We start from the raw sequence: 26,298 nt of genomic DNA, 5'->3' as shown, positions 1-26,298 counted from the left end.
GTACGAGCCGTTCGCTTTGTACCGGATTGTCGCACAGGACCGGCCACCCTAGATTGCACACACGGTCAGACGGCAGTCCCCAGCGCACCGCTTCCGGGCTGTCAGATCAAGTCATCTGCACTACCGCCGCGCGCAGGCCGCGCCATCTTCACGTTTCACCGCAGCGACCCGTCACTCATCCCCTCTAGGAACAGCAATGAACAACGACACACGTCTTGGCGGCACCTTTACCCTGCCCGGCACCGGCATCTCCATCAAGCGGATGGGCTACGGCACGATGCAGCTGCCCGGAGCGCATGTGTGGGGGCCACCCCGCGACAAGGCCGCAGCGCTGGCCGTGTTGAAGGAAGCGGTTGCGCTGGGCGTCGACCACATCGACACCGCCGAATTTTACGGCCCGCATGTGTCCAACCAGCTGATACGCGAAGCACTTCACCCATACGCCGACGGGTTGCGGATCGTTACCAAGATCGGCATCGGCCGCGGCAGCGACGCCTCCTGGAATGCCGATCGGTCTCCTGCAAGCCTTAGACGCCAGGTGCAGGACAACCTGGTCAGTCTTGGCCTGGAAACGCTGGACGTGGTGAACTTGCGCCTGGGCGCGATGATGGACACCGATACCAGCGCGATCGCCGAACCGGTGGCCTGTCTGGCCGAGCTGCAACGCGAAGGACTGGTGCGCCACATCGGCTTGAGCAATATCACGCCCGCCCAGTATCACGAGGCCGAAAAGCTTGCCAAGATCGTCTGCGTCCAGAATCACTACAACCTGGTCAAACGCGACGACGACGCCTTTATCGACGCACTCAACGACCAGGGCGTGGCCTATGTCCCGTTCTTCCCGCTGGGGGGTTTCTCACCGGTGCAATCGGACGCACTGTCGCAGGTTGCCAAGGACGCAGGCGCCACACCCAAGCAGGTTGCCCTCGCCTGGCTGCTGCAGCGCTCCCCCAATATTCTCGTCATCGCAGGCACTTCGTCGGTGCCCCACCTGCGCGAAAACCTTGCCGCCTCCGGGCTACACCTGTCCGCACAACAGCTTGCGGTGCTCAACAGCATTGCGGACGAGGCGAGCGTCACCGGGCACTAGAACCGCAATGCCGTCCTGGTGACCCCGGCCCGATTCGAACGGGCGACCTTCCCCTTAGGAGGGGGACGCTCTATCCAGCTGAGCTACGGGGCCAAGGGCGGCATTGTCGCATGTTCAGCCGGCTTGCCAAGCCGGCGGGCGGCGGGTGGAGCCTGCTAAAATCGGCGGCTACCCGTGTCGCTGGCTGGCCTTGGCCGCCGGGCGACCGTCCCGACTCCAGGAGATTCCATGTCCGCTGACCTGCTCAAGGCGCTCGACCTCGCCGCGTCCAATTCCGGCACTTACCTCGGCGAGGCGACCTGGTCGTCGGCCACCGGTGCGGGCGTGCTGCAACCGCTCAATCCGACGACCAACGCCGTCATCGCCGATGTACAGGCGACCACGCCGGAAGAGTACGAGCTGATCATCCAGCGCGCCCAGGCGGCCTTCAAGCTGTGGCGGACCACGCCGGCCCCGCGTCGGGGCGAGGCGGTGCGCCTGTGTGGCGAGGCGCTGCGTGCGCACAAGGACGCACTGGGCTCGCTGGTGGCGTTGGAGATGGGCAAGAGCAAGCCGGAAGGCGATGGCGAAGTGCAGGAGATGATCGACATCGCCGACTTCGCCGTGGGCCAGAGCCGCATGCTCTACGGCTACACCATGCATTCGGAGCGTCCCGGCCACCGCATGTATGAGCAGTACCAGCCGCTGGGGCTGGTGGGCATCATCAGCGCGTTCAACTTCCCGGTGGCGGTGTGGGCGTGGAATGCGTTTCTTGCGGCCATCTGCGGCGATATCTGCATCTGGAAGCCGTCCAACAAGACGCCGCTGACCGCGATCGCGACGATGAAGATCTGCAATGCGGCGTTGAAGGACGCCGGCTTCCCTGACATCTTCTTCCTGATCAACGATGCCGGCACGGCGCTGTCGCAGACGCTGGTCGAAGACCGGCGCGTGCCGCTGATCAGCTTCACCGGTTCGACCCAGATCGGCCGCGTGGTCGCCGAAAAGGTCGCCCATCGCCTGGGCCGCTGCCTGCTGGAGCTGGGCGGCAATAACGCGATCATCCTGGATGAAACCGCCGACCTGAAGCTGGCCATCCCGGGCATCGTGTTCGGCGCAGTCGGCACGGCCGGGCAGCGCTGCACCACCACGCGCCGGCTGATCGTGCACGAATCCATCTACGACAACGTGCTGGCCACTTTGGTCAAGGCGTACAAGCAGCTCGACAGCAAGATCGGCGACCCCACCGACCCGGCGAACCTGATGGGCCCGCTGAACAGCCAGGGCGCCGTTGCGCAGTTCCTCGACTCGATCGCCAAGGCCAAGGCCGCTGGCGGCACGGTGGAAGTGGGTGGTACGGCGATCGATCGCCCGGGCAACTTCGTGCTGCCGGCGATCGTCACCGGGCTGCAGAACAGCGACGCGGTGGTGCAGCACGAGACCTTCGCCCCGATCCTGTACGTGATGAAGTACAGCACGCTGGACGAGGCGATCGATCTGCAGAACGGTGTGCCACAGGGACTGTCGTCATCGATCTTCACCCAGAACCTCAAAGCGGCCGAGAAGTTCCTGTCCGCTGCGGGCAGCGATTGCGGCATCGCCAACGTCAACATCGGCACCTCCGGTGCGGAGATCGGTGGCGCCTTCGGCGGCGAGAAGGACACCGGCGGTGGCCGCGAATCCGGCTCGGACGCATGGAAGGTCTACATGCGTCGCCAGACCAACACCATCAACTACTCCGATTCGCTGCCGCTGGCGCAAGGCATCAAGTTCGATCTCTGATCGATGCGGCAACGTGCGCCGGCGGTGGTCCGGCGCGCTTGCGACGCAGCGATGTGAGCGCAGCCGCAGGCTGCTCGGCATCTGCGGCGACGCCGTACACGCCACTGACAACAGCGTCGCGGCAATGCAGGCGGCTGGCTGCCCTGCTCCGACACGCCCTGGCCTGGCAAGGCACCGCGGCGGCCCGGCCTGCTCTTCGGCACGCCAGAGCAGGCCAATGACCGGCCGCGCAGGGGTTCCCACCGCACACGGCACGCCTTTTCGGCGGCCGCTCTGGGATAATCGCGTCACCAGAGACCGGCTGCCGGCTCACTCTCACGGAGTTCATGATGAACGTTGTCGTTCGACAGACCAGCGCCATGGCCATCGTCAGCCTGGTCGCAGGCATTCTCGGCTGGACGCTGATCCCCTTCCTCGGCAGCATCTGCGCCATCATCACCGGCCATCTGGCGCGCGCCGAAATCCGGCGCAATCCGCAAGGCCTGGAAGGCGACGGGCTGGCCATCGGCGGGCTGATTCTTGGCTGGCTGGCGGTGGCGATGTGGCTGGTCGGCATCGTCATCTTCATCCTGTTCTTCGGTGGCATGGCGTGGCTGGCGGCCTCCAGCAGTTGAGCATGGCTGCGCCCTCCTCTGCCCAGCGCTTCAACGACCGTGTGGCCGCTTACGTGCGCTACCGGCCTAGCTACCCGCCGCAGGTGTTGCGTTGGCTGCATGACGACCTGGGCGTCACCCCCGCCACGCAGGTGGCCGACATCGGCGCCGGCACCGGCATTTCCAGCCGCCTGTTTCTTGAAGCCGGCTACGCGGTCACTGCGGTAGAGCCCAACCCGGCCATGCGCGCGGCCGCCCAGCAATGGCTGGCGGAGTTTCCGGCCTTCCGGGCCACCGACGGCACTGCCGAAGCCACCGGCCTGGCCGATGCCAGCGTGGGTCTGGTGTCGGCGGCGCAGGCCTTTCACTGGTTCGACACGCAGGCAGTGCGCCGCGAATGGGCACGCATCCTGCAGCCGGGCGGCCTGGCGGCGGTGTACTGGAATTCGCGCGAACTGGACAGCACCGCGTTCCTGCGCGGCTACGAGCAGCTGCTGCTGGAGTACGGCACCGATTATTCGGCCGTGGCCGAGCGCTACCAGGACGATGCCACCATGCAGGCCTGGTTCGGCGACGGGTTTCGCGCGATGGCGCGCTTTCCCAATGTGCAGCGGCTGGACTTCGATGCGCTGCGCGGCCGGTTGCTGTCGTCTTCGTATGCGCCGCTGGCACACGACCCGCGCCACGCGCCGATGCTGGCCGCGTTGCGCACCCTGTTCGATGCGCATGCCCGCGACGGACTGATCGACTTTCATTACCAGACCCGCATTTTTGCCGGGAGTTTGAACTGACCCGCATGTATTCGCTTGCCCGCCCCTTCCTGTTTTCCCTCGATGCCGAGCGCGCCCACGCGCTGGCGCTGCGCTCCATCGATACCGCCTACCGCACCGGCACCACGTCGCTGCTGGCCAAGCGCCCGGTGCCGCTGCCGACCCCTGCGTTCGGCCTGATGTTTCCCAACCCGGTCGGACTGGGCGCCGGGCTGGACAAGAATGGCGAGCACATCGACGCCCTGCTGGCGTTGGGGTTTGGTTTTGTCGAGATCGGCACGGTGACCCCGCGGCCGCAGGAGGGCAACCCGAAGCCGCGCATGTTCCGGTTGCCCGAGTATCAGGCGGTGATCAACCGCATGGGCTTCAACAACCTGGGCGTGGATGCGCTGGTGGCCAATGTGCAGCGCGCGCGGCGGCGCGGTGGCCTGCTGGGCATCAACATCGGCAAGAACAAGGACACGCCCAACGAGGAGGCCACCAGCGACTACCGCTACTGCATGGAGCGCGTGTATCCGCTGGCCGACTACATCACTGTCAACATCTCTTCACCCAATACCGCCGGCCTGCGCGAGCTGCAGGAAGAACAATCGCTGCGCCGCTTGATCGCCGACCTGCGCGAGACCCAGGAAGCGCTCGCCGCGCAGCACGGCAAGCGGGTGCCGATGCTGGTGAAGGTGGCGCCGGACCTCAACGATCGCGACATCGACGCCGCCGCACGCGTGTTGGCCGATCTGGCCGTGGATGGCGTGATTGCCACCAACACCACGGTGACCCGCACCTTGATCGCCAATCACCCTTTGGCTGCCGAAGCCGGCGGTTTGTCGGGCGCGCCATTGCTGGGGCAATCCACCCTGGTGCTGCGCCGCCTGCGCGCGCGGCTGCCCGAGTCGATCCCGTTGATCGGCGTGGGTGGCATCAGCTCCGGCGCCGACGCGGTGGCCAAGATGGCGGCCGGTGCGAGCCTGGTGCAGTGCTACAGCGGTCTGGTGTATCGCGGGCCGCCGTTGATCGGCGAATGCGTGGACGCCATCCGTCGCCGCCGCGAAGCGCCGAGCGGCGGTGCGGTGTCGCCGTTATGAACGAGGCTGTGCAACCGGGCTGGCAGTTGAGCGAACACGCGCCATTGCGTGCACTCAACACCTTTCACGTCGATGCCTCCGCGCGCTGGCTGCTGCGCATCCACACGCCCGAAGCCTTGCCGCAGGCGCTGGCAGCGCCGCAGATCGCGGGCGAACCGCTGCTGGTGCTGGGCAGCGGCAGCAATGTGCTGCTGGCCGGCGACCCGCCCGGCTGCGTGCTGTGTTTCGAGAACCGCGACATTGCGATCATTGCGCACCACGCCGACCACGCCATCGTCCGCGCCGGTGCCGGCGTGAACTGGCATGCGCTGGTGCTGTATTCGCTGCAGCAGGGGCTGTCGGGGCTGGAGAATCTGGCGCTGATTCCCGGCACCGTCGGCGCCTGCCCGATCCAGAACATCGGCGCCTATGGCGCGCAGGTGGGCGACTTCATCCAGGTGGTGGAAGCCTTCGACCAGCACAGCCAGCAGTTCGTGCGGCTGGAGGCAGCGGACTGCGCGTTCGGCTACCGCGACAGCGTGTTCAAGCAGCAGCCCGAGCGTTACCTGATCGTGGCGGTGGAATTCAATCTGCCGCTGCTGCACGAGCTGCGGCTGGACTACGCCGGCATCCGCGAGGAGCTGGCCAGCATGGGCGCCGAGCTGGCGGGCGCGGCCGATGTGGCGCAGGCGGTGATCAACATCCGCCGCCGCAAATTGCCGGACCCGGACGTGCTCGGCAATGCCGGCAGCTTCTTCAAGAATCCGCTGCTGCCGAGCGAACAGATTGCCGCGTTGCAGGCCACCTTCGCCGACATGCCGGTGTATCCGGGTGAGCAGCCTGGCCAGGGCAAGTTGTCGGCCGCCTGGTTGATCGAACAGTGCGGCTGGAAGGGCCAGCGCGAAGGCGACGCCGGCGTGTCGCCAGCGCATGCCTTGGTGCTGGTCAATTACGGCAGCGCAACCGGCGCACAGCTGCTGGACGTTGCACGACGCATCGCCGAATCGGTGCGCGAGCGCTACTCGGTGATCCTGGAGCCGGAACCCCGCATCATCGGAGCGCATTGGTGACTGCACCCTCGGCGTCCATGCGCGCAGCTGCCTGGATGCTGATCAGCACGCTCGCCTTCGGTCTGATGGCCATCACCATCCGGCTAGCATCCAAGACCGTCGCCACCACCGAGATCGCGTTCTTCCGCAACGCATTCGGCCTGCTGGCGCTGCTGCCGCTGCTCGTCGGCCCCGGCAAGACGCTGCCGCGCACCCGTCAGTTGCCGCACTATTTTGCACGCACGCTGATTGGCCTGGCCTCGATGCTGTGCGGGTTCTGGGCGATCGGCCATCTGCCGTTGTCGCAGGCAATTTCGCTCTCCTATTCCACGCCGTTGTTCGTCACCGTGCTGGCCGTGATCTGGCTGCACGAACAGGTGCGCATGCGCCGCTGGCTGGCAGTGGCAGCCGGGTTTATCGGGGTGCTGGTGATCCTGCGTCCGGGCTCGTCCACCTTCAGCCCGGGACTGCTGATTGCGCTGCTCGCAGCAGTGATCAGTGCCATCGTGGCAATCCAGATCAAGCAGCTTTCGCGCAACGACGATTCGGACACGGTGGTGTTCTACACCTACGTGTTCTGGGTGCCGATGTCGCTGATCCCGGCGCTGTTCCAGTGGACCTGGCCGCAGGGCATCGACTGGCTGTGGCTGGTGGCCACCGGCATCTTCGGTACCGCCGGGCAGTTGTTCTGGACGCGCGCGCTCAAGCTCGGCGAAGTCTCGGCGCTGCAGCCGATCAGCTTCATGCAGCTGCCGCTGGTGGCGCTGCTGGGCTGGTGGCTGTTCGGCGAGGCGATCGAGCGGCATACCGTGATCGGGGCGGCCATCATCATCGGCGCCAACGTCTACATCGCGCATCGCGAAGCGGTACTGGCACGTCGCGCCGCCACGCATGCGCCGGTGGAAGGCGCAAAACCCGGCGAATGAGTCCACCCGGCGCAGACGCGCAGGCATGTCCGGACCACCGAAGCATCCAACCGGCGATCACCGCCACACAGAATCGGCATACCGGTCCAGGCTGCAGGTCGCGCTAGCATGGGATGGCACGCCGCAACCGCTGTGACTAGCAGGCGCGCCACCACCCGCAACAGGACGCAGCTGCATGAACAGGCATGACGCTCTTGGCACCGCCGCCGCACACCACCTGACGCGCCGCGACTACAGGACGCTGACCCTGGCCGCGCTGGGCGGCGCGCTGGAGTTCTATGACTTCATCATCTTCATCTTTTTCGCGAAGGTGCTGGGCGAACTGTTCTTCCCCCCGGGCATTCCGGAGTGGACGCGGCAGCTGCAGACCTTCGGCATTTTCGCGGCCGGCTACCTGATCCGTCCGCTGGGCGGCATCGTGATGGCGCACTTCGGCGACCTGCTCGGCCGCAAGCGCATGTTCGCGCTCAGCATCGGCCTGATGGCATTGCCCACGCTGGCCATCGGTGTGCTGCCGACCTACGCGCAGATCGGCCTGGCCGCGCCATTGTTGCTGTTGACGATGCGCCTGCTGCAGGGCGCGGCGATCGGTGGCGAGGTGCCCAGTGCCTGGGTGTTCGTCGCAGAACACGTGCCTGCGCAGCGCAGGGGCCTGGCCTGCGGCACATTGACTGCCGGCCTGGCTGCCGGCGTGCTGCTCGGCTCGCTCAGCGCCGGAGCGATCAATCGCGTCTACACGCCGCAGGAGATCGCCGACTACGCCTGGCGTCTGCCGTTCCTGGCGGGCGGGGTCTTCGGCCTGTTGTCGGTATATCTGCGGCGCTGGCTGCACGAGACGCCGGTGTTTGCCGAGATGGTGGCGATGCGTGCATTGGCGCGCGAAACGCCACTGAAGGTGGTGGTGCGCGACCATCCGCGCAGCCTGGCGCTGTCGTTATGGCTGACCTGGGTGGTGGCAGCGGCGGTGCTGGTGGTGTCGCTGATGACCCCCACCCTGCTGCAGAGCGCCTATGGCTATCCTGCCGCGGTCGCCTTGCAGGCCAACCTGCTGGCGGTGCTGCTGCAGGCCATCGGCTCGGTGGTGGCCGGCGCGCTGTCGGACCGCTGGGGCAACGGCCGCGTGCTGCTGGGTGGGAGCGTACTCCTGGGCGTGAGCGCATGGCTGTTCTATCGCTTCGCCGGCGACCCACAGTTGCTGTTCCCGCTGTATGCGCTGCTGGGCGCGGCGCTTGGCGTGCTGGGCGCAATCCCGCGCGTCATGGTCGAAGCGTTTCCGCCGGTGATCCGCCTGTCTGGCGTGTCGTTCGCCCACAACCTGGGCTACGCCGTGTTTGGCGGACTGACTCCGCTGGTGGTGGTGATGCTGCTCAAGCAGCACCCGATGGGACCGGCGTATTACGTGATTTTGCTGGCCTCCATCGGAACCATCGTTGGCGCCCGGCTATGGCGACGGGAGCTTCCCCACCGCTCTTAATTTGCGAACGGGAAGCGGCCGGGCTGCTCCGCGACCTCCCGGCTCGGCTTGCGCCAATGCGGCCGCCGTGCGCCGCGGAACATCACCAGATACAGGCCGACCACCCACACCAGCGCGGCCGACCAGCCACCGAGGATGTCGGAGGGGTAATGCACGCCCAGGTAGATGCGCGAGACCCCGACCAGCAGCGCGAATACGCTGGCCGCAATCGTCACCGGCCAGCGCCAACGGGTGCGCCAGGCAAGCGCAATGACCACCGCCGCGAGCGTCATCGAGCCCATCGCATGACCACTGGGAAAACTGAAGGTGCTCTCCGGGGCGATCGATTCCCACAGGCTCGGCCGGTTGCGCTGAAAGAACTGCTTGGCACCCATGTTCAACAGCGCCGAGCCGCCGAAGCCGAGCGCGGCAAAGGTGCCCTCACGCCAGCGCCGCAATACCAGCAGCACCAGCACGATCGCGATATCTGCCGGAATCACGCCGTACTGGTAGCCCACCTTCGATATCACGCCGAACAGCGCATCCAGCGTCGGGGTGGCGATGCTGCGCATGCTCCACAGCAACGGCTCGTCGAAATAGAAATTTTCCAGCTCGTGCACTTCATCGGCCAGGTCCACGAACAGGCCCAGCGGCAGCAGCACCCCGACGAACAACAGTCCCATGCGCCACGCATTGCTGCGTAACCACGCCTTGAACCCGGCCGGCGACTCAGCCGGCGCGGCGGACATAGGTGCGTTCGACGTACTGATCGATCAGGTCGATGAATTCGTAAGCGATGTTTTCACCGCGCAAGGTGACGCTTTTTTCGCCATCGATGAACACCGGCGCCGACGGCGCCTCGCCTGTGCCCGGCAGCGAGATGCCGATATTGGCGTGGCGCGATTCGCCCGGGCCGTTGACCACGCAGCCCATCACCGCCAGGGTCATGTTCTCGGCACCGGGGTTGGAGATCTTCCACTCCGGCATCTTGGCGCGCACATGGTTCTGCACCACGCCGGCCAGTTCCTGGAAGAACTCGGAGGTGGTGCGCCCGCAGCCGGGGCATGCGGTGACCATCGGGGTGAACGCGCGTTGCCCTGTGGTCTGCAGCAGCTCCTGCGCGACCACCACTTCCTGCGTGCGCGACTGGCCGGGCTCCGGCGTCAGCGAGATGCGGATGGTGTCGCCGATGCCCTCCTGCAGCAGCACGCTCAGCGCCGCAGCCGAGGCGACGATGCCCTTGCTGCCGATGCCGGCTTCGGTCAGGCCCAGATGCAGCGCAAAGTCGCATCGGCTGGCCATGTCGCGATACACCGCGATCAGTTCCTGCACACCGGACACCTTGGCCGACAGGATGATGCGCTCGCGCGGCAAGCCCAGCTCCACCGCACGCTCGGCCGAATCCACGGCAGAGCGGATCAAGGCCTCGCGCAGCACCCGGCCGGCATCCCAGGGTGTTTCGCGCTGCGAGTTTTCATCCATCAGCTGCGCCGCCAGCGACTGGTCCAGCGAGCCCCAATTCGCGCCGATGCGCACCGGCTTGTCGTACTTGATGGCGAACTCGATCAGCTGACCGAACTGCAGATCCTTCTTCTTGCCGAAGCCGACATTGCCCGGATTGATACGGTATTTGGCCAGCGCCTCGGCACAGGCCGGCTCGGCGGCAAGCAACTGGTGCCCGTTGTAGTGGAAGTCGCCGATCAACGGGACTTCAATCCCCATCATGCGCAGCTTGTCCACGATGCGTGGAATGGCGGCAGCGGACTCGGCATTGTTGACGGTCAGCCGTACCATCTCCGAGCCGGCGCGCCACAGTTCGGACACCTGTTTGACGCTGCCGGCGATGTCGGCGGTGTCGGTGTTGGTCATCGACTGGACGACCACCGGGTGGCCTCCGCCCACGATCACGCTGCCGATCTTGACGGCCTGGGTGATGCGGCGCGGCCAGGCGGTGGCGTCGGCGGGAGGGGTTGGGCGGGTCACGGCGTCATGCATCGCGCTATTTTAGCCTGTCCGCCGTCGGCTCACAGCTGAAGCGACGCGCGGGCCGCCGCCGGCACCGATGCGACGGTTTGTCGCAGGCCACCATTCCCCTGAGCGCATAGCATTGCCGTGATGAACAGCTCCGACGCCTCCTTCCTGCGGACCCTGTGCAGCCTGCGCTGGCTCGCCACCGCCGGCCAGGCCGCCACCATCCTGGTCGCCACCGGCCTGATGGGCTTGAACCTGCCGCAACAGCCGCTGTGGGCCGGCGTCGCCGCACTGGCGGTGTTCAACCTGTACGCCCAGCTGCGTGTAGCCCACCGTGGCGCGGTGAGCCCGGCCACCGAATTCGGCCACATCCTGGTCGATGTGACAGTGCTGACCTGGATGGTGGGCTGGAGCGGCGGCATTGCCAACCCGTTCGGCTCGCTGTTCCTGGTGCTGATCGCGCTGGCCGCGCTGGCGCTGCCGCTGGGCTGGGCGATGGCGGTGGCGGCGTCGTGCGTGGCCGGCTACGTGATCAGCGCGGCGTTCGGGCTGCCGCTGCCCTACGGCAGCTTCGACCCGCTCAGCCTGCACATGTGGGGCATGGCGGCCAACTTCCTGCTCTCCACGGTGGTGGTGCTGGCCTTCGCCACCCGGCTGGCGTTGTCCATGCGCGAACGCGAGCGCGAGATCTCCACCCTGCGCGAGCGCTTCGCCCGTAATGAAGGCATCGTCGCGCTGGCCACGCATGCGGCCTCGGTGGCGCATGAATTGAATACGCCATTGGCGACGATGACCCTGCTGGTGGACGACATTGCCGACCAGTGCGACCAGGCCGAACTGCGCGAAGACCTGGACACCTTGCGCGAGCTGCTGGTGCAGTGCCACGAGCGCGTGCTGGCCCTGGCCGCGCCGGCCGACAACGGCCACCTGAGCCGCGAAGTGGCAGTCAAGGACGTGCTGGAGCAATGGCGGCTGGTGCGCCCCACCATCGAGCTGCGCCGCAACGACGACGCACCGATGCGGCTGATGCTGCAGCCGGGCGTCAGCCACCTGCTGATGGTGCTGCTCAATAACGCCGCCGATGCCGGCGAACGGGCCGGGCGCCCGCAGATCGACCTCACCTTGCGCGTGGAGCACGACCATCTCAGCGGCGAAGTGCGCGATTACGGCCCCGGCTTCGACACCGCGCAGGCCATGTTGCCGGGCACCTTGTTCAACAGCGGCAAACACGACGGCATGGGTGTAGGCCTGGCGCTGTCGCATGCCACCGTCGAACGCCTGCAAGGCGAATTGTGGATGCTGCCCGCCGAAGGCAGCGGCGCCCGCGTCGGTTTCCGTCTGCCGCTCTCCGAACACGAGGCACTCGCATGACAAGCACTCCCATCCGCACCGGCCTGCTGGTCGACGACGACACCTTGTACCTGCGCACGCTGCAGCGCAGCCTGGCACGGCGCGGGGTGGAAACGCTGACCGCCACCGACGCGGCCAGCGCGCTGTCCACCGCGCGTAGCGCCCTGCCGGATTTCGCCTTGATCGATCTCAAGCTCGGTCACGATTCCGGCCTGAGCCTGATCCAGCCGCTGCGCGAGATCCGCGCCGACATGCGCATCCTGCTGGTCACCGGCTATGCCAGCATCGCCACCGCGGTGGAAGCGATCAAACTCGGCGCCGACGACTACCTGCCCAAGCCGGCCAATATCCCCACCATCATGCGGGCGCTGGGCGAAGAAGATGACGAGCTTCCCGAGCCGGACGAAGAGGAAACCGCGCAGGAAATGATGACCCCGCTGAGCCGCCTGCAGTGGGAGCACATCCAGCAGGCCCTGCACGAGACCGGTGGCAACGTCTCGGCGGCCGCACGCCTGCTCGGCATGCATCGGCGCTCGCTGCAGCGCAAGCTGACCAAGCGCCCCAGCCCGGGTCCATTGCGCGAACCCGGGCGCTGATCGCACCCGGGTCGCACGCACGTCTGGTCAGCCTCCCCGTTACCTCAACGCTGTCGGGCAGCAAACACGCTGGCCGGGCGCGAGGTGGCACGGATGCCGTCGGAGCCTTCAATCAATGTGCGGCCCCAGCTGCTCAGACGCGTCGGGTCCCAGCCAAGCACGATATCCAGCGACTGGGTGCTGCTGTCGTTGCCCGACCACGACCAGCCCATATAGCCCACGTTGTACTGGCGCGCGCGCCGCATGATGGCGGCCTCGTCCACCTGCGCGCCGCGATGGTCGGCACCGAATTCGCCCACCACCAGCGCCAGGCGGTTGCTCTGGAATGCACGCAGGTACGCATCCACCGTGGCATCGTTGCCGAACACTTCGTACATGTGCACGCTGAAGACCAGGTTGCGACGGCTGTCGAGCGCCAGTAACGCAGCCGCGTTGTCGCGCATGTAGAACTGCCAGTCCTGGCCCCAGTTGGGCGCGTCCACCATCAGCGCGTGGGTCAAACCGGCGTTGCGCAAGGTGGCGATCGCACGGGCATGGCCGTTGACCCACTCGCTGGCACTGAGGCGGTTGCCGTACGGCTCGTTGCCGACATTGATGATGACGTAGTTCTCCTGTCCCACCAGTGCGCCACGGATGCTGGTCCAGTAGTTGGCCGCGTCAGCCAGGGTCCCGGCGGCGCCGTCCTCGCCGTAACCGGTGGTGTCGTGCACTTCCAGCACGGCGATCAGGCCCAGGCTCTTGCAGCGCGCGATGATGCGCGCCACCTCTGCTTCGGGCGTGCGGTTCCAGCGATACCCGCTGCTCAGCACCACGCGCACGCTGTTGGCGCCGGTGGCGGCAATCTGCGCCAGCGCCGCATCGGTACGGTCGGCAAACCAGGCATGTGGCAGGTTGATGCCGCGCAGGACCAGCGCATTGCCGTTGCTCTCCCGCAACTGCGTCCCGGACACGGACAAACCAGCATGTGCGGCGGACGCCAGCGCAAGGCCGGCCACCAGCAGCAGGGCGCGCTGCGCCAGACGAGTGATGATCTTCATGGTCGCTCCAAGGTGGGTGCCGTGGACGCCTCGGCACGCTGTCGCATGCCCGGCCCACGTGCGGCCACCCTGCCCACCGCGGGCATGCGCAATCGGCGTCCAGGTCACAGAACCGACAAAAACCGCAGATGCGGACCGAGCGCGCAGACCACGACGCCGGCCGCTGGTAACGTTAACTTCCGTGCGTTTCCGGCAGTTACCGGTGTCTTCTGCAAGGCGCATCCAGCCTTTCACGATCCCGCGCACGTGGCCTGCCGCGCTGCGCACTACGGTGCTGCAACGCGAAACCAGCGTCAGCGTGCGGGCTTGTGCCGGGGCCACACACGCGCCACGCCTTGCGCTGCAGCACGCCACAGCGCTGCTACCAGCTGAATAAGCCGGTGCGCACACGTCAAGAGGTGGCGGCCTGGGCCGATAGAGGCACATGCAACCCTCGCCCGCCCCCAACTTTTTGCCGTCCTCCATGACCGACGAAACCACCCGTCTGGCCGTCTTGCGCGGTCTCTGCCTGCTGGATTCGCCGCCGGACCCGGTATTCGAGACCATTGCCGCGATGGCCTCGCGCAGCCTGGGTGCGGAAATCGCGCTGGTGTCGCTGGTGGACGAACATCGCCAGTGGTTCAAGGCACGCGTCGGCCTGGATGCGTCGGAGACCCCGCGCGACCAGGCGTTCTGCGCCCACGCGATCCGCTCCGACGAGGTGATGGTGGTACCGGATGCGCAGCTGGACCCGCGCTTTTGCGACAACCCGCTGGTACTGGGCCCGCCGCATATCCGTTTCTACGCCGGTGCACCGCTGAAATTGCGCGAGGGCCACAGCATCGGCACGCTGTGCGTGATCGGCACCAGCCCGCGCGATGGCCTGGATGCGGAGGCATTGACCCGTCTGGAAGGTCTGCGCGACCTGGCCGTACTGCGGGTGGAAAACCTGCGCAGCACCACCTACCGCGATGGCGCCACCGGCCTGCCGAACCGTTCGCGTTTCAGCGAAGACCTGGACGCCTGGCTGTCGCAGCGCGACACCGCACCGGCCACCACCGCGGTGGCCATCGATGTGTGTGGCAGCGATTATTTTCGCGACATGGTCAAGGCGCTGGGCTGGGACTACGCCGATGGCTATGTCGCGCTGGCACAGCGTCGCCTGGCCGCCTACCTGCCCAGCGGCACCCTGCTGTACCGGCTGGACCCGACCACCTTCGGGTTCATGACACCCACCGAGAACCAGCGGCTGTCCAGCCTGTGCAACAAGGTCTCCAAGGCCTTTGCCGAACCGCTGGATCATCAGGGCATCCCGCATACCGCGGTGGCCTCAATCGGCGCGGTATCGCTGCAGACCAGCTACGGCGCCGCCGATACCATCCGCTCGCTCACCACCGCTGTGGACGTCTCGCGCGAGCGCGGGTTGGCGTGGAGCATGTACGAGCGCAAGCATGACGTGGCGCAACGCAATACCTTCCGCCTGCTTGCCGCCCTGCCCGCCGCACTGGACAGCGCCAGCCAGCTGCGCCTGCACTACCAGCCACGCGTGGACCTGCACGACCACCGCTGCGTGGCGGTGGAGGCCCTGCTGCGCTGGCAGCACCCGATGATCGGCCCGGTGTTGCCGTCGGACTTCGTGCCGATGGCCGAGAAGACCGCCCTGATCAACCGCATCACTGCCTGGGTCATCGACAACGGCATCGCTCAGGCCGCGCGCTGGCAGCAGCAGGGGCTGGATTTCAATCTCGCCCTGAACGTGTCGGCGGCCGACCTGGACCGCCGCGGGTTCGCCGGCCTGTTGCGGCGCGGCCTGGAACGCCACAAGCTGGACCCGCGCCGGCTGGAGATCGAATTCACCGAAAGCGCGATGATCCGCCACCCCGACCACCTGGCCGAGGAGCTGGCGGCGGTGGCCGCGTTGGGCGTGCACATCGCCATCGACGACTTCGGCACCGGCTACAGCAATTTCAGCTATCTCAAGCAGTTGCCGGCAAGCTCGTTGAAGATCGATCAGTCGTTCATCCGCTCGCTGCCCGACAACCGTACCGACCGCACGCTGGTGCCGGCAATGATCCAGCTCGGCCACAGCCTGGGCCAGCGCGTGGTGGCAGAAGGCATTGAGTCGGCCGAGGCCTACGCGCAGCTGCGCGCCTGGGGCTGCGACGAAGGCCAGGGCTACTGGATCGCCAAGCCGATGCCGGCCGCCGCGCTGGAAACCTGGCTGCAGACCCCGTGGCACGAACCGCTCGCGGCACCGGTGGATCTGCTCGCAGCCAGCCTGGCTGCAGCGCGGGTCTGAGGCACGGCCATCGACAATGACGATGTCGTTGGCGGGAATCGGGAATCGGTGGGAGCTGAGGCGACCGCCCGCTTCACTGCAACGCTGAAACGCAGTGCGGCGCGACACCGAGATGCCGCGCCGCACTGCGTAGACGGAGTGAGTGGCTGACGCACGCGGCGTCAGCCATTCCTGCAACTGCTGCTTACCAGAACACCGCGTACAGCACGACCAGGATCGCGATCACGCCGGCGGCGCCGACCTTGAAGCCCAGCGTGGTGCCATAGGCCACATCGTCGGTGCGGATCAGATCGCGTGCCTGGGTGGCCGGCGTCATCAACGACACCAGGACCGCCAGCACCAGCGCGGCCAGGAACACCACGCCGATGCGGTCCATGAACGGCAGCTCCGGCCAGGCGAACTTGAGCGCGAACGACAGCACCACCGAGCCGATCGCCGCGGTCAGCGCGCCGGCTTCGTTGGCGCGCTTCCAGAACAGGCCGAGCATGAAGATCACCACCACGCCGGGCGTAAAGAAGCCGGTGAATTCCTGGATGAACTGAAAGCCCTGGTCGAAGTTGCCCAGCAACGGCCGCGCGGTGAGGATGCCGATCAACACCGACACCGCCGCCACGATGCGGCCCACGCGCACCAGCTGCTTCTGCTCGGTGTGGGGGCGGAACTTGGCGTAGAAATCCAGGGTGAAGATCGTCGCCACCGAATTGATCTTGGAGGCCAGCGAGGCCACGATCGCCGCCACCAGCGCCGCGAACACCAACCCCAAAATACCGGTCGGCAACAACTGCATCATGGTCGGATAGGCCTGGTCGGGCTTGGCCAGGTCCGGCGCCAGCACCACCGCGGCAATGCCCGGCACCACGATCACCAACGGCATCAGCAGTTTCAGGAACGCCGCAAACACCATGCCCTTCTGCGCCTCGCCGATGTTCTTGGCCGCCAGCGCGCGCTGGATAATGTACTGGTTGAAACCCCAGTAGCTGATGTTCATGATCCACAGCCCGCCCAGCAGCACGCTCAGGCCGGGCAGATCCTTGTAGAACGGGTTGTCCTTGGTCAGGATCATGTGGAAGTGCTCCGGGTGCGCGCTCCACAGGTGCTTGAAGCCGGCCAGCACGCCGGCGCCATCGCCGATCCGCGCCAGGGTCAACCCGGCCACCAGCAGGCCGCCCAGCACCAGCAGCGTGACCTGCACGATGTCGGTCAGCGCAACAGCTTTGAGACCGCCGTACAGCTGATAGACCAGCGCGAACACGCCGATCAGCGCCAGCGCCAGGGTCTGGTCCATGCCGGTGACCTGGCTCACTGCAATCGACCCGAGCCACAGGATCGAGGTGAGATTGACGAACACGTACAACAGCAGCCAGAACACCGCCATCAACGTACGGATCCACTTGCCGTAACGCTGCTCCAGGAACTGCGGCATGGTGTAGATGCCATTGCGCAGGAAGATCGGCAGGAAGAACTTGCCTACGATCAGCAGCGTCAGCGCCGCCATCCATTCGTAGGAGGCAATCGCAAGACCAATGGCATAGCCCGAACCGGCCATGCCGATGATCTGCTCGGCCGAAATGTTCGCGGCAATCAGCGATGCGCCGATCGCCCACCACGGCAACGACTTGCTGGCCAGGAAGTAATCCTCGGCGCTCTTGCTGTGGCCTGCCTTCTCGCGCGAGACCCACTGCGCAAGTACGAAGATGCCGGTCAGGTAGACCAGCACGATCACGATATCCAACGTCGCCAAACCCACTGCACTCTCCTGTCTGGCTCTGGGGTATGCGCCGACGGTCGGGCAGGACTGCAGAAAGCCACCGCCGCGCACCAGGTGCACGATGGCAGCGCGGCGAACCGCGGCTGCAGGCCATCCCGGCCGATCGACAACACCGCCCCCGCGGCGGCTGATGACACCACCGCGATCGGTGGCCGCTGTAATGCGTTGCCGATGGCGGCAACGCGCTTGTTTGCTTGCGTTACGTCATGCCCGGCGGCCTGCCGCCAGGCATGCGCATTACTTGACCGGGCAGTCCACCGTGGCTTCGGCTTCGTTGAGCGCGCCCAACGCCACCCTGGACACCGACAGGTTCAGTGCCGCAGCGCTTTCGATGCTGGCCACCTGGGTCAGCTTGGTCACGTCGGCACCGGCCACTGCGAAGCACTTGAGCGGAACCCCCACTACCTTCCACTGGCCCTGCGGCAGTGCGGCCAGGGTCTTCTGTGCATCGACCCGGCCACCGCACTTGTCGCCGCAGCCCACACCCAGCCACACCGGCGCGGTCACGGCGCTGTCGCGGCGCACAGTCAGCTGCAGCTGCACGTCGCCGTTGCTCTCACGCGACACATCCACCGGCTTGCCGGACACCAGCAGCACGCTGGCGGTCTTGTCGCCGGACCACACCAGGCGGCGTGCATCTTCCTGCGCCTTGTGATCGACCGCGCTCATCTTCAGGCTGCCATCGGACAAACCCACCGGCAGCGTGGTCGCCGGCATGTTGGCCTGGCCGGCATTGGAGAGCTGCATCGCAATCCCCAGCGCCGGCTTGCCGCGCACGAAGTACACCCCGCCCACCGACTGCTCGCCGGACACGCCCGATTCTTCCGGCAGCGCCGCCAGGTCGCCCTTGTCGGCGTAGGTCAGGCCGAAGCCGAACTTGAACTGCGGGTCGTAATCCTTCTGGCCGACGTTGTTGGCGAACTGCATCGCGTTCTTGGGCCAGGAGAAGCTGAGCTTGCCCTTGAAGTCGTTCTGCACGCTGCCATCTGCCTTGCGCAGCAACACATCGGCAATGCCTTCGCCTTCCGAACCCGGCAACCACGCAGCCACGAACGCGTCGGAGGCGTTGATGTACTGGTTCATCCACAGCGGACGGCCGCTCAGGAACACCGCCACCACCGGGATGCCTTCGGCCTTGAGCTTTTTGATCAGCGCCAGCTCGCTCTCGTCGCCCGGCTTGTACAGCAGGGTGGCGATATCGCCCTGGAACTCGGCGTACGGGTTTTCACCGAACACCACCACCGCCACGTCGGGCTTGGTCTTGTAGGCGCCGTCCACGGCCAGCTCGGCACTGCCGCCGGCCGCCTTGATCTGCTTGTCCAGGCCTTCCCAGATGGTGTTGCCGTTGGGGTAGTCGCTGCGCTTGGTGCCGGTGCCCTGCCAGTTCAGCGTCCAGCCGCCGGACTGCTTGCCCATGTCGTTGGCGCCATCGCCCAGCACCAGCACGCGCTTCTTGGGATCCAGCGGCAGGATGCCGGCCTGGTTCTTCAGCAGCACCAGCGACTCGCGCACCGCCTGGCGGGCGATGGCGCGGTGTTCCGGTGCGCCCAGCAATTCGTACTTGCCACCGAGCGGACGCTTGGACGGCTTGCCGGCCTCGAACAGGCCCAGACGCAGCTTGACGCGCAGGATGCGGCGCACCGCATCGTCCAGGCGCTCGGCCGAGATCTGGCCGGACTTCACTGCTGCCAGTTCGGTTTCGTAGATACCCTTCCAGCTGTCGGCGGCCATCGCCATGTCGACGCCGGCAATGAACGAGGCCGGGCAGTTGTCGTTGGTGCAGCCCTTGACCTGGCCCTGGCCGTTCCAGTCGCCGACCACGAAGCCGCCGAAGTTCATGCGGCCCTTCAGCACGTCGGTCAGCATGACCTTGTTGCCGTGCATCTTCTCGCCGTTGAAGCTGTTGAACGAGGCCATCACCGTCTGCGCACCGGCCGCAATCGCCGGCGGATACCCGGCGGCGTGGATGTCGCGCATGGTGGCTTCGGACACCTTGGTGTCGCCCTGGTCCTTGCCGTCGGTGGTGCCGCCGTCGCCGACAAAGTGCTTCACCGAGGAAATCACGTGGCTGCCGTCCAGGAACTGCGGCGTGCCCGGGGTGCCCTGCACGCCTTCAACCATCTTGCCGGCGAAGCTGGCCACCACATCCGGCGACTCGGAATAGCCTTCGTAGCTACGGCCCCAACGGTCGTCCTGCGGCACTGCCACGGTAGGCGCGAAGGTCCACTCCATGCCGGTGACGCGGGTTTCGGCAGCGGTGACTTCGCCGATCTTCTTGATCAGGTCAGGGTTGCGCGTGGCACCCAGGCCGATGTTGTGCGGAAACAGCGTGGCGCCGACGATGTTGCTCTGGCCGTGCACCGCATCGATGCCGAAGATGATCGGAATCGCGTTGCCGCCCTTGGAGGTGTCCATCGACGCTTCATAGAACGCGTCGGCCAGCTTCAGCCATTCGGCCGGGCTGGCGTTGTACTTGCCGCCGGGATCGGAATTGCCGCCGGCCAGCACCGAGCCGATGCGGTACTTGCGCACATCGTCCGGGGTCAGGCTGGCGATGTCGCCCTGGACGGTCTGGGCGACCTTTTCTTCCACGCTCATCTTGGCCATCACGTCGGTGATGCGCTGCTCCAGCGCCGCGTCCTGCGCGAACGGCCACTTCGGCGAGGGCCACTGGTCCGGATGGATGGCAGTGGACGCCTCGGCCGGTGCTGCGACCGGCGCGGCCTTGCTCGCCTCGGCGGTGGTGTCCTTGCCTTGGCAGGCGGCCAGCATCAGCACCGCCGCAGCGGTTGCCAGAGAGAGGGCACGCCGCGCGACGGGCGCGGCGGTACGGCGAAGCAGCATGTCCAAGATTCGAGTCTCCAGGGTGGTTCTCCCACGGCGATGCGTTGCGCCGCAGGCCATTAGGCGGCGTACGCTTGCGTGATTCCCCTACCCTGTCAACAACGCGCGACCGTATGCCAAATGACGGCCAACTTATTGACCGGGGCTATAGCGTTGGAATACCGGCAGCACCTGTGAAACCACGGAAAACTGCCATATCCGCTGCCGCGCCTGGCATTGCGCGCAGGCGCACTTTGCTGCAATGCACCACCCGCAGGCCCGGGCAGTGCGCAGCCCCTGCCTGTGCGTACCCTGCTGCAGCGTTCGCTTGTGCATGCACGTCCGAACACAGGGCAACGGGTGAGCTCGCCGTCAAACAACTGTCATACCACCGGCCTAGCGTGACCGGCTTGCCGATGTGCCATCGCCATCGTTGATCGTTGCCTTTGCCTGGAGTTTCGATGTCCGCCTCCCCCGATCCCTCCCGCCGTCGCCTCATGCAATTGCTGGCGGCCGTTCCCCTGTTGCCGCTCGGCAATGTCAGCGCCGCCGCGTTCCAGCAACTTGGCAGCGCCGCACTGGCCGCGCGCCCGTTGCGGCCATCGGACACCCCGACCCGCCTGGTCTCGGCCACCTTCCACGGCATGCCCGCGCCCAACCTGGCCAACCCGGCGGCGATGGCCACCACCACGGTCGGCTCGGCACTCACCGTGGCGCGCAGCGACGGCAGCACGCAGCGCTACGCATTGGCGTATCACCCGTTCTTCGTCACCGGCGATCAGGTGCCCGACGGCAAGGGCGGCACCGTGCTGGCCGGCGGTTACTACGACATCCAGCATCGCCCGATCATCGACCGTTCGAAACCCGGTGCCGAGCGGCCGTTCTTTTCCGACTGCCCGGACGGCTCTTCGCTGCTGACCCTGCCCGATGCCAAGGTGCCCGGCGTCAAGGGCAACCACGTCTTCGCGGTGGTGCAGTTCGAATACACGACCCGCGACCAGGCCGGCAACGACACCAACCGCCACCTGCCCGCGCCAATCGCCGTACTGACGCTGGACCAGGACCCGGCCACCGGCAAGCTGTCGTTGGTGAAGTACCACAATGTCGACACCGCGCCGGTGCACGGGCTGTGGACCACCTGCGGGGCCAGCCTGTCGCCGTGGAATACCCATCTGTCCAGCGAAGAGTACGAACCCGACGCCACCGCGCTGGCCGGCAATACCCAGTTCCGCAGCTACAGCACGCATCTGTATGGCGACCCGGAAAAGGCCAACCCGTATCACTACGGCCATCTGCCCGAGATCACCGTGCACCCGGACGGAACCGGGAGCGTGCGCAAGCACTATTGCCTGGGCCGCATCTCGCACGAACTGGTGCAGGTGATGCCCGACCAGCGCACCGTGCTGATGGGCGACGACGCCACCAATGGCGGTCTTTTCATGTTCATTGCCGATCGCAAGGCCGACCTGTCGGCCGGCACCTTGTACGTCGGCAAGTGGCAGCAGACCTCGGGCATCGGCCCGGGCGCGGCCACGCTGCGCTGGATCAAGCTTGGCCATGCCACCAGTGCAGAAATCCAGGCCATGGCCGACCGCCTCACCGCTGCCGACATCCTGGACGTGCACCTGAGCGATCCGGGCGATGCCTCGTTCACCAAGATCCCGTTCAACGGCACCTTCAACTGGATCCGCATCAAGCCGGGCATGGAAAAGGCCGCCGCCTATCTGGAAACCCACCGCTACGCAGCGCTGGCCGGCGGCAGCCTGGGCTTCACCAAGCTCGAAGGCACCACGGTCAATGCCAAGGACAAGGTCGCCTACATGGCCATGTCCTACATCGTCACCAGCATGCTCAACGGCTCGGGAGATGTAAAAGTACAGGGTCCGGAAGCCGGGGCGGTGTATGCCCTGAACCTGCGCGGAGGCCAACGCGACAGCCACGGCGCACCGATCCACAGCGAGTGGGTGCCAATCGACATGGCCGCCCCGGCCGCCCTCACCGGCCACAATCTGGACAGGCCCGATGCGCTAGGCAACCTGGCCGATCCGGAACGCCTGGCCAACCCGGACAACCTCAAGTTCTCCGAGTCGCTGCGTACCCTGTTCATCGGCGAAGACAGCAGCCTGCACGTCAACAACTTCCTGTGGGCCTACAACGTGGACAGCGGCGCGCTGACGCGTGTGCTGTCGGTGCCGGCGGGTGCGGAATCGACCGGTCTGCACGCGGTCGACGAGATCCACGGTTGGACCTACGTGATGAGCAATTTCCAGCACCCCGGCGATTGGGAAAGCCCGCTGCACGACACCGTCAAGCCGGTGCTGGACCCGCTGATCCGCGCCAACTACAAAAATCGCTTCGGCGCCGCGGTGGGCTATCTCACCGGCGACCCGGTGGCGGTGAAGCTGGGCAAGGCCTAAGCGCCGCCATTCCAATTTGCAGCGTTGCATGACGCTACAGCCGACACGGCCAGCGTGGCTTTCTCGCTGCTGTCGCAATGCCAGTAGGGTCGCAATGCCGGTAGGAGCGCACCTGGGCGCGAGGAGCTTTGCCGGTATGCCTGTCGCGCCCGGGTGCGCTCCTACGGGTGAGGTCGATGGATGTCTGGCCGCGTCGGTGAGCAGCGGATCAGGCCGCAAGTACATGAGCGCGCAGCTCAAGACTGCCGCAACTCCAATGCCGCCATCACGATGGGCTTGGCCCAATCGGGCACTTGCGCCAATTCTTCGGGCGTTTGCGGGTATTGCAGGCCATTGCGGTCCAGTTCCAGCACCAGCAGCGGCGCGACCTGCCCGGTCGCGTCGGCAGGCGCGCTGTTGTCGTAGACATGCAGTACCGCCAGATGCGGCAGCAGCGCGATCAGGTTGGCGCGCGAGGCATCGTAACGTTCGCGGATCTTGTGCGCAGGGATGGCATGCCCGCCGGCGGCCACGCGCGCCGCCACACGCGCGATATGCAGCTCGACACTCGCCAAACCGCAGAACCAGATCGCCACCGTGTGCGTCGCGCAGGCCTGCCGCAGCAGGCGCGGGATGGTTGTCGCGCCCAGGGTGGTTTCGAATGCATAGTCATGACCGGCATCCATCGCCTGACGCAGGCGCCGCACGCCCTCCTGCCAGGCTTGCGCATTGGCGTCTTCGGGTGACCAGCCCTGCTCCACCAGGTCCCGGGTGAACGCATCCGGGTTGAACCAGGTGGCACCGTCTTCCCGCAGCAGGCTGCCCAGCAGCGAACTCTTGCCGGCACCGTTGACGCCGGCCAGCACCAGAATGTTTCCCACGATCTAGAGCGACGCCCCCAGGGTGATCTTGCTGCCCCGGCGTGCGGGCTTGGCGATCACCTGGGCCAGGCCTGCGCACTCGGTCACCACCGCCAGATGCGCATCGAATCTGGTCTGCAATGCCTGCAGCGACTGCGCCCGCGCCGAGGCAACCGTCGCTGCGCCTGCCTGGCTGACCAGCCGGCGATATTCCTCCGCGTCCACCACCACCGCCTCGGGATGATTATGGTTGGTGATGACCACCGCGCCATGCGAGCGCACCTTGCGCATCAGGCTGGGCCAACCCTTCACCTTGATGTCGGCGGCGGGCGATTTTTCGAGTTCGGGCAGATCCTGGAAGCGAGACATGGGACGGTCCTGCGCGCTGTGTTGGCCTCAGCCTACTCCCAACTCCCCATTTTGGGAAATTTGCCCATTTTGTCCAAACTTACCACCCGGCAGGACCTCCTGAAACGAAACGGGGCCCACAGGCCCCGTTGTCCGACGCTACCCATGTGTGACCGGCTCAGCCGCGCAGCTTGCCCAGCAGCTCGCGCGTCACCGGGTCGGCCACCTCGGCCGCTTCGCCCTTCAGCGCCGGCAGCAACTGGCTCGCCAGCTGCTTGCCCAACTCCACGCCGAACTGGTCGAACGCGTTGATGCCCCACATTACCGACTGCACGTACACGCTGTGCTCGTACATCGAGATCAGCGCGCCCAGCGCCTGCGGGGTGAGCGCGTCGAGCAGGATCACCGTGCTCGGGCGGCCGCCCGGGTAGCTGCGGTGCGAGTCGCTGCTGTCCTGGCCATTGGCCAGCGCCTCGGTCTGCGCCAGCACGTTGGCCATCAGCGCGACATGGTTTTCCGCATACGGGTCGTCGTTGTGCACGGTGCCGATGAAATCGGCCGGCACCGCGCTGGTGCCCTGGTGCAGCGCCTGGAAGAAGCTGTGCTGCACATCGGTGCCCGCACCGCCCCACCACACCGCCACGGTGTCGCTCTCCACCGCCGAGCCGTCGAGCTTGACCCGCTTGCCCAGGCTCTCCATCACCAGCTGCTGCAGATACGCCGGCAGCAGTGCCAGGCGCTGGTCGTAGGTCATGACTGCGTGCGTGGCGCTACCGAGCAGGTTGCGGTTCCACACCGCGGTCAGCCCGTGCAGTACCGCGACGTTTTCTTCCAGCGGCGTGTTGAGCACGTGCGCATCGAACTGCGCGGCGCCTCCCAGCAGCTGCTCGAAACGCTCAAAGCCGATTGCCAGTGCAATCGGGAAACCAACCGCCGACCACAGCGAATAACGCCCACCCACCCAGTCCCACATCGGCAGCACGCGGCCGGGTGCGATATCGAAGGCCTTGGCGGCGCGTTCGGGGTTGGCGCTCACCGCATACAGGCGCTCGCTGCCACCCAGCCAGGCATGCAGGATGCCGCCATTGAGCAGCGTTTCCTGGGTGCCGAAGGTCTTGGAAATCAGGATGCCGGCGGTGCGTGCCGGGTCCAGCGTCGCCAAGGTGCGCTGCATCGCCGCGCCATCGACGTTGGACACGAAATGCACGCGGAAGCGCGCACCGGTGACCGGGCGCAGCGCATCGGCCACCAGGCGCGGACCCAGGTCCGATCCGCCGATGCCGACACTGACGATGTCGGTGACCTCGGTGGCTTCCAGCTGCCGGATCAAATCGCCCATGCGTTGGCGCACTTGCGCAGCCGTTGCATACGCTTCGGAGGCAACCGGCGCATCGGTCAGATCGCCGCGCAACGCGGTATGCAAGGCCGCGCGTTGTTCGGTGACATTGACCTGCTCGCCACGGAACAGGCGCTGGAACGCACCGGCCAGATCGCGCTCGCGCGCGATGGCAAACAATGAATCGAGCGCGGCGCGGTCGTACTTCTGGCGCGCGAAATTGAAATACAACGGACCGACGTGCCTGGCGTACTGCGTCGGCCGTTCCGGCTCGGCGGCAAGCAATGCGGGGATGGCAGCGCCGCGCAGGCGCTGGGCGTGGGCGTGGAGCGCGTCGAATCCGTTGGTCTGTGTCATGCGGCCTGGGTGGGGATGCTGTGGTTGGTGTGGGAGATCGCGTTGTGCGCGTTCACGTATACCAGATTGGGCTTGAAGGTCTTGGCTTCGTCTTCGCTCATGCTGGCGAACGCCGCCACGATGATCAGATCGCCCACCTGCACGTGACGCGCAGCGCCACCGTTGAGCGACATGATGCCGCTGCCGTCTTCGGCGCGGATGGCATAGGTGCTGAAACGCGCACCGTTGGTGACGTCCCAGATATGCACCTGTTCGAATTCGCGGATGCCGGTCGCTTCCAGCAGCAGGCCGTCGATGGCGATCGAGCCTTCGTAGTTGAGCTCGGAGTGGGTGACGGTGGCGCGGTGGATCTTGGCTTTGAGCAGGGACAGGTGCATGGACGCAGGCAACAACGAAAGGAAAGCCGGCATTTTAGCGGAAAGCGCCAGCGCCCACCGGTTTGCCGCACGCCCGGTCGTGAGGGCTTCAGGCCGGC

Annotated in this window: 21 protein-coding genes and 1 tRNA gene; 12 read left to right on the top strand and 10 right to left on the bottom strand. The window is 66.4% G+C overall.

From position 1 onward, the window contains the following. Positions 1–196 precede the first annotated feature (196 nt). On the top strand, positions 197–1,090 hold the full coding sequence (locus ABQZ09_RS13525) for an oxidoreductase (RefSeq protein ID WP_349777114.1): 894 nt from the start codon (positions 197–199) through the stop codon (positions 1,088–1,090). Between the two features lie 16 nt (positions 1,091–1,106). Here the strand turns inward: ABQZ09_RS13525 and ABQZ09_RS13520 are convergent. Next, positions 1,107–1,183: transfer RNA gene (locus ABQZ09_RS13520), tRNA-Arg, on the bottom strand. 135 nt (positions 1,184–1,318) lie between these two features. Here ABQZ09_RS13520 and amaB point away from each other — a divergent pair. The 7 genes from amaB (at position 1,319) to ABQZ09_RS13485 (ending at position 8,724) form a co-directional block, all read left to right on the top strand. Next, on the top strand, positions 1,319–2,851 hold the full coding sequence (gene amaB, locus ABQZ09_RS13515) for an L-piperidine-6-carboxylate dehydrogenase (RefSeq protein WP_349777113.1): 1,533 nt from the start codon (positions 1,319–1,321) through the stop codon (positions 2,849–2,851). 329 nt (positions 2,852–3,180) lie between these two features. After that, positions 3,181–3,465, top strand: a complete 285-nt coding sequence (locus tag ABQZ09_RS13510; protein WP_039404416.1) for a DUF4190 domain-containing protein — start codon at positions 3,181–3,183, stop codon at positions 3,463–3,465. Positions 3,466–3,467: 2 nt separating this feature from the next. Beyond that, the gene (locus tag ABQZ09_RS13505; RefSeq protein WP_349777112.1) at positions 3,468–4,235 is read left to right on the top strand and encodes a class I SAM-dependent methyltransferase; all 768 of its coding nucleotides are present in this window, start codon (positions 3,468–3,470) and stop codon (positions 4,233–4,235) included. Between the two features lie 5 nt (positions 4,236–4,240). Continuing rightward, positions 4,241–5,296, top strand: a complete 1,056-nt coding sequence (locus ABQZ09_RS13500) for a quinone-dependent dihydroorotate dehydrogenase (protein ID WP_349777111.1) — start codon at positions 4,241–4,243, stop codon at positions 5,294–5,296. Further along, complete coding sequence (murB, locus tag ABQZ09_RS13495) at positions 5,293–6,345, top strand: UDP-N-acetylmuramate dehydrogenase (protein ID WP_349777110.1); 1,053 nt, start codon at positions 5,293–5,295, stop codon at positions 6,343–6,345. The genes ABQZ09_RS13500 and murB overlap by 4 nt, the downstream gene beginning before the upstream one ends. After that, entirely contained in the window at positions 6,339–7,250 is a 912-nt protein-coding gene (locus ABQZ09_RS13490) for a DMT family transporter (protein WP_349777109.1), read from the top strand. Before murB ends, ABQZ09_RS13490 begins: the two co-directional genes overlap by 7 nt. A 175-nt stretch (positions 7,251–7,425) precedes the next feature. Beyond that, positions 7,426–8,724, top strand: a complete 1,299-nt coding sequence (locus ABQZ09_RS13485; protein ID WP_349777108.1) for an MFS transporter — start codon at positions 7,426–7,428, stop codon at positions 8,722–8,724. Here ABQZ09_RS13485 and ABQZ09_RS13480 read toward each other — a convergent pair. Continuing rightward, positions 8,721–9,452, bottom strand: coding sequence for a phosphatase PAP2 family protein (locus tag ABQZ09_RS13480; protein WP_349777107.1), 732 nt, complete (start codon positions 9,450–9,452; stop codon positions 8,721–8,723). The two genes, ABQZ09_RS13485 and ABQZ09_RS13480, sit on opposite strands and share 4 nt — an antisense overlap. Continuing rightward, entirely contained in the window at positions 9,433–10,698 is a 1,266-nt protein-coding gene (ispG, locus tag ABQZ09_RS13475) for a flavodoxin-dependent (E)-4-hydroxy-3-methylbut-2-enyl-diphosphate synthase (protein ID WP_166745220.1), read from the bottom strand. Before ispG ends, ABQZ09_RS13480 begins: the two co-directional genes overlap by 20 nt. Positions 10,699–10,818: 120 nt before the next feature. Here ispG and ABQZ09_RS13470 point away from each other — a divergent pair, with 120 nt between their 5' ends. Beyond that, positions 10,819–12,045: an ATP-binding protein gene (locus tag ABQZ09_RS13470; RefSeq protein WP_039415018.1), complete on the top strand. Its 1,227-nt coding sequence runs from the start codon at positions 10,819–10,821 to the stop codon at positions 12,043–12,045. Beyond that, positions 12,042–12,620, top strand: a complete 579-nt coding sequence (locus ABQZ09_RS13465) for a response regulator transcription factor (RefSeq protein WP_039415020.1) — start codon at positions 12,042–12,044, stop codon at positions 12,618–12,620. The genes ABQZ09_RS13470 and ABQZ09_RS13465 overlap by 4 nt, the downstream gene beginning before the upstream one ends. A gap of 44 nt (positions 12,621–12,664) precedes the next feature. Here the strand turns inward: ABQZ09_RS13465 and ABQZ09_RS13460 are convergent, their stop codons facing one another. Then, on the bottom strand, positions 12,665–13,657 hold the full coding sequence (locus tag ABQZ09_RS13460) for a glycoside hydrolase family 5 protein (protein WP_349777106.1): 993 nt from the start codon (positions 13,655–13,657) through the stop codon (positions 12,665–12,667). Between the two features lie 424 nt (positions 13,658–14,081). Between ABQZ09_RS13460 and ABQZ09_RS13455 the strand changes: the two genes are divergently transcribed. Then, complete coding sequence (locus tag ABQZ09_RS13455; RefSeq protein WP_349777105.1) at positions 14,082–15,935, top strand: putative bifunctional diguanylate cyclase/phosphodiesterase; 1,854 nt, start codon at positions 14,082–14,084, stop codon at positions 15,933–15,935. Positions 15,936–16,119: 184 nt separating this feature from the next. Here ABQZ09_RS13455 and ABQZ09_RS13450 read toward each other — a convergent pair whose 3' ends face one another. Together ABQZ09_RS13450 and ABQZ09_RS13445 are read right to left on the bottom strand one after the other, a co-directional pair. Beyond that, positions 16,120–17,682, bottom strand: a complete 1,563-nt coding sequence (locus ABQZ09_RS13450; protein WP_039566338.1) for a sodium/sugar symporter — start codon at positions 17,680–17,682, stop codon at positions 16,120–16,122. A 258-nt stretch (positions 17,683–17,940) separates the two neighbouring features. After that, positions 17,941–20,553 (bottom strand): glycoside hydrolase family 3 protein, encoded by a 2,613-nt coding sequence (locus ABQZ09_RS13445; RefSeq protein WP_349777104.1) that lies wholly within the window; start codon positions 20,551–20,553, stop codon positions 17,941–17,943. Positions 20,554–20,987: 434 nt separating this feature from the next. Between ABQZ09_RS13445 and ABQZ09_RS13440 the strand changes: the two genes are divergently transcribed. Then, positions 20,988–22,943, top strand: a complete 1,956-nt coding sequence (locus ABQZ09_RS13440; protein ID WP_349777103.1) for a PhoX family protein — start codon at positions 20,988–20,990, stop codon at positions 22,941–22,943. Positions 22,944–23,179: 236 nt separating this feature from the next. Here the strand turns inward: ABQZ09_RS13440 and ABQZ09_RS13435 are convergent, their stop codons facing one another. The 4 genes from ABQZ09_RS13435 to panD all read right to left on the bottom strand — a co-directional run bounded on the left by ABQZ09_RS13435 (position 23,180) and on the right by panD (position 26,200). Beyond that, complete coding sequence (locus tag ABQZ09_RS13435; RefSeq protein WP_349777102.1) at positions 23,180–23,803, bottom strand: ATPase; 624 nt, start codon at positions 23,801–23,803, stop codon at positions 23,180–23,182. A 3-nt stretch (positions 23,804–23,806) separates the two neighbouring features. Then, positions 23,807–24,151 carry a type II toxin-antitoxin system prevent-host-death family antitoxin gene (locus ABQZ09_RS13430; RefSeq protein WP_349777101.1) on the bottom strand — a complete coding sequence of 115 codons (345 nt, stop codon included), beginning with the start codon at positions 24,149–24,151 and terminating at the stop codon, positions 23,807–23,809. 157 nt (positions 24,152–24,308) lie between these two features. Continuing rightward, complete coding sequence (gene pgi / locus ABQZ09_RS13425) at positions 24,309–25,823, bottom strand: glucose-6-phosphate isomerase (protein ID WP_349777100.1); 1,515 nt, start codon at positions 25,821–25,823, stop codon at positions 24,309–24,311. Then, positions 25,820–26,200 (bottom strand): aspartate 1-decarboxylase, encoded by a 381-nt coding sequence (gene panD / locus ABQZ09_RS13420; protein ID WP_003481969.1) that lies wholly within the window; start codon positions 26,198–26,200, stop codon positions 25,820–25,822. The genes pgi and panD overlap by 4 nt, the downstream gene beginning before the upstream one ends. Positions 26,201–26,298 lie beyond the last annotated feature (98 nt).

Source organism: Xanthomonas sp. WHRI 6106 (genome assembly GCF_040202405.1).
Classification (GTDB): domain Bacteria; phylum Pseudomonadota; class Gammaproteobacteria; order Xanthomonadales; family Xanthomonadaceae; genus Xanthomonas; species Xanthomonas cannabis.
The sequence above is the reverse complement of the archived record's forward strand: the minus strand, read 5'-3'. Positions and strand labels throughout refer to the sequence as shown.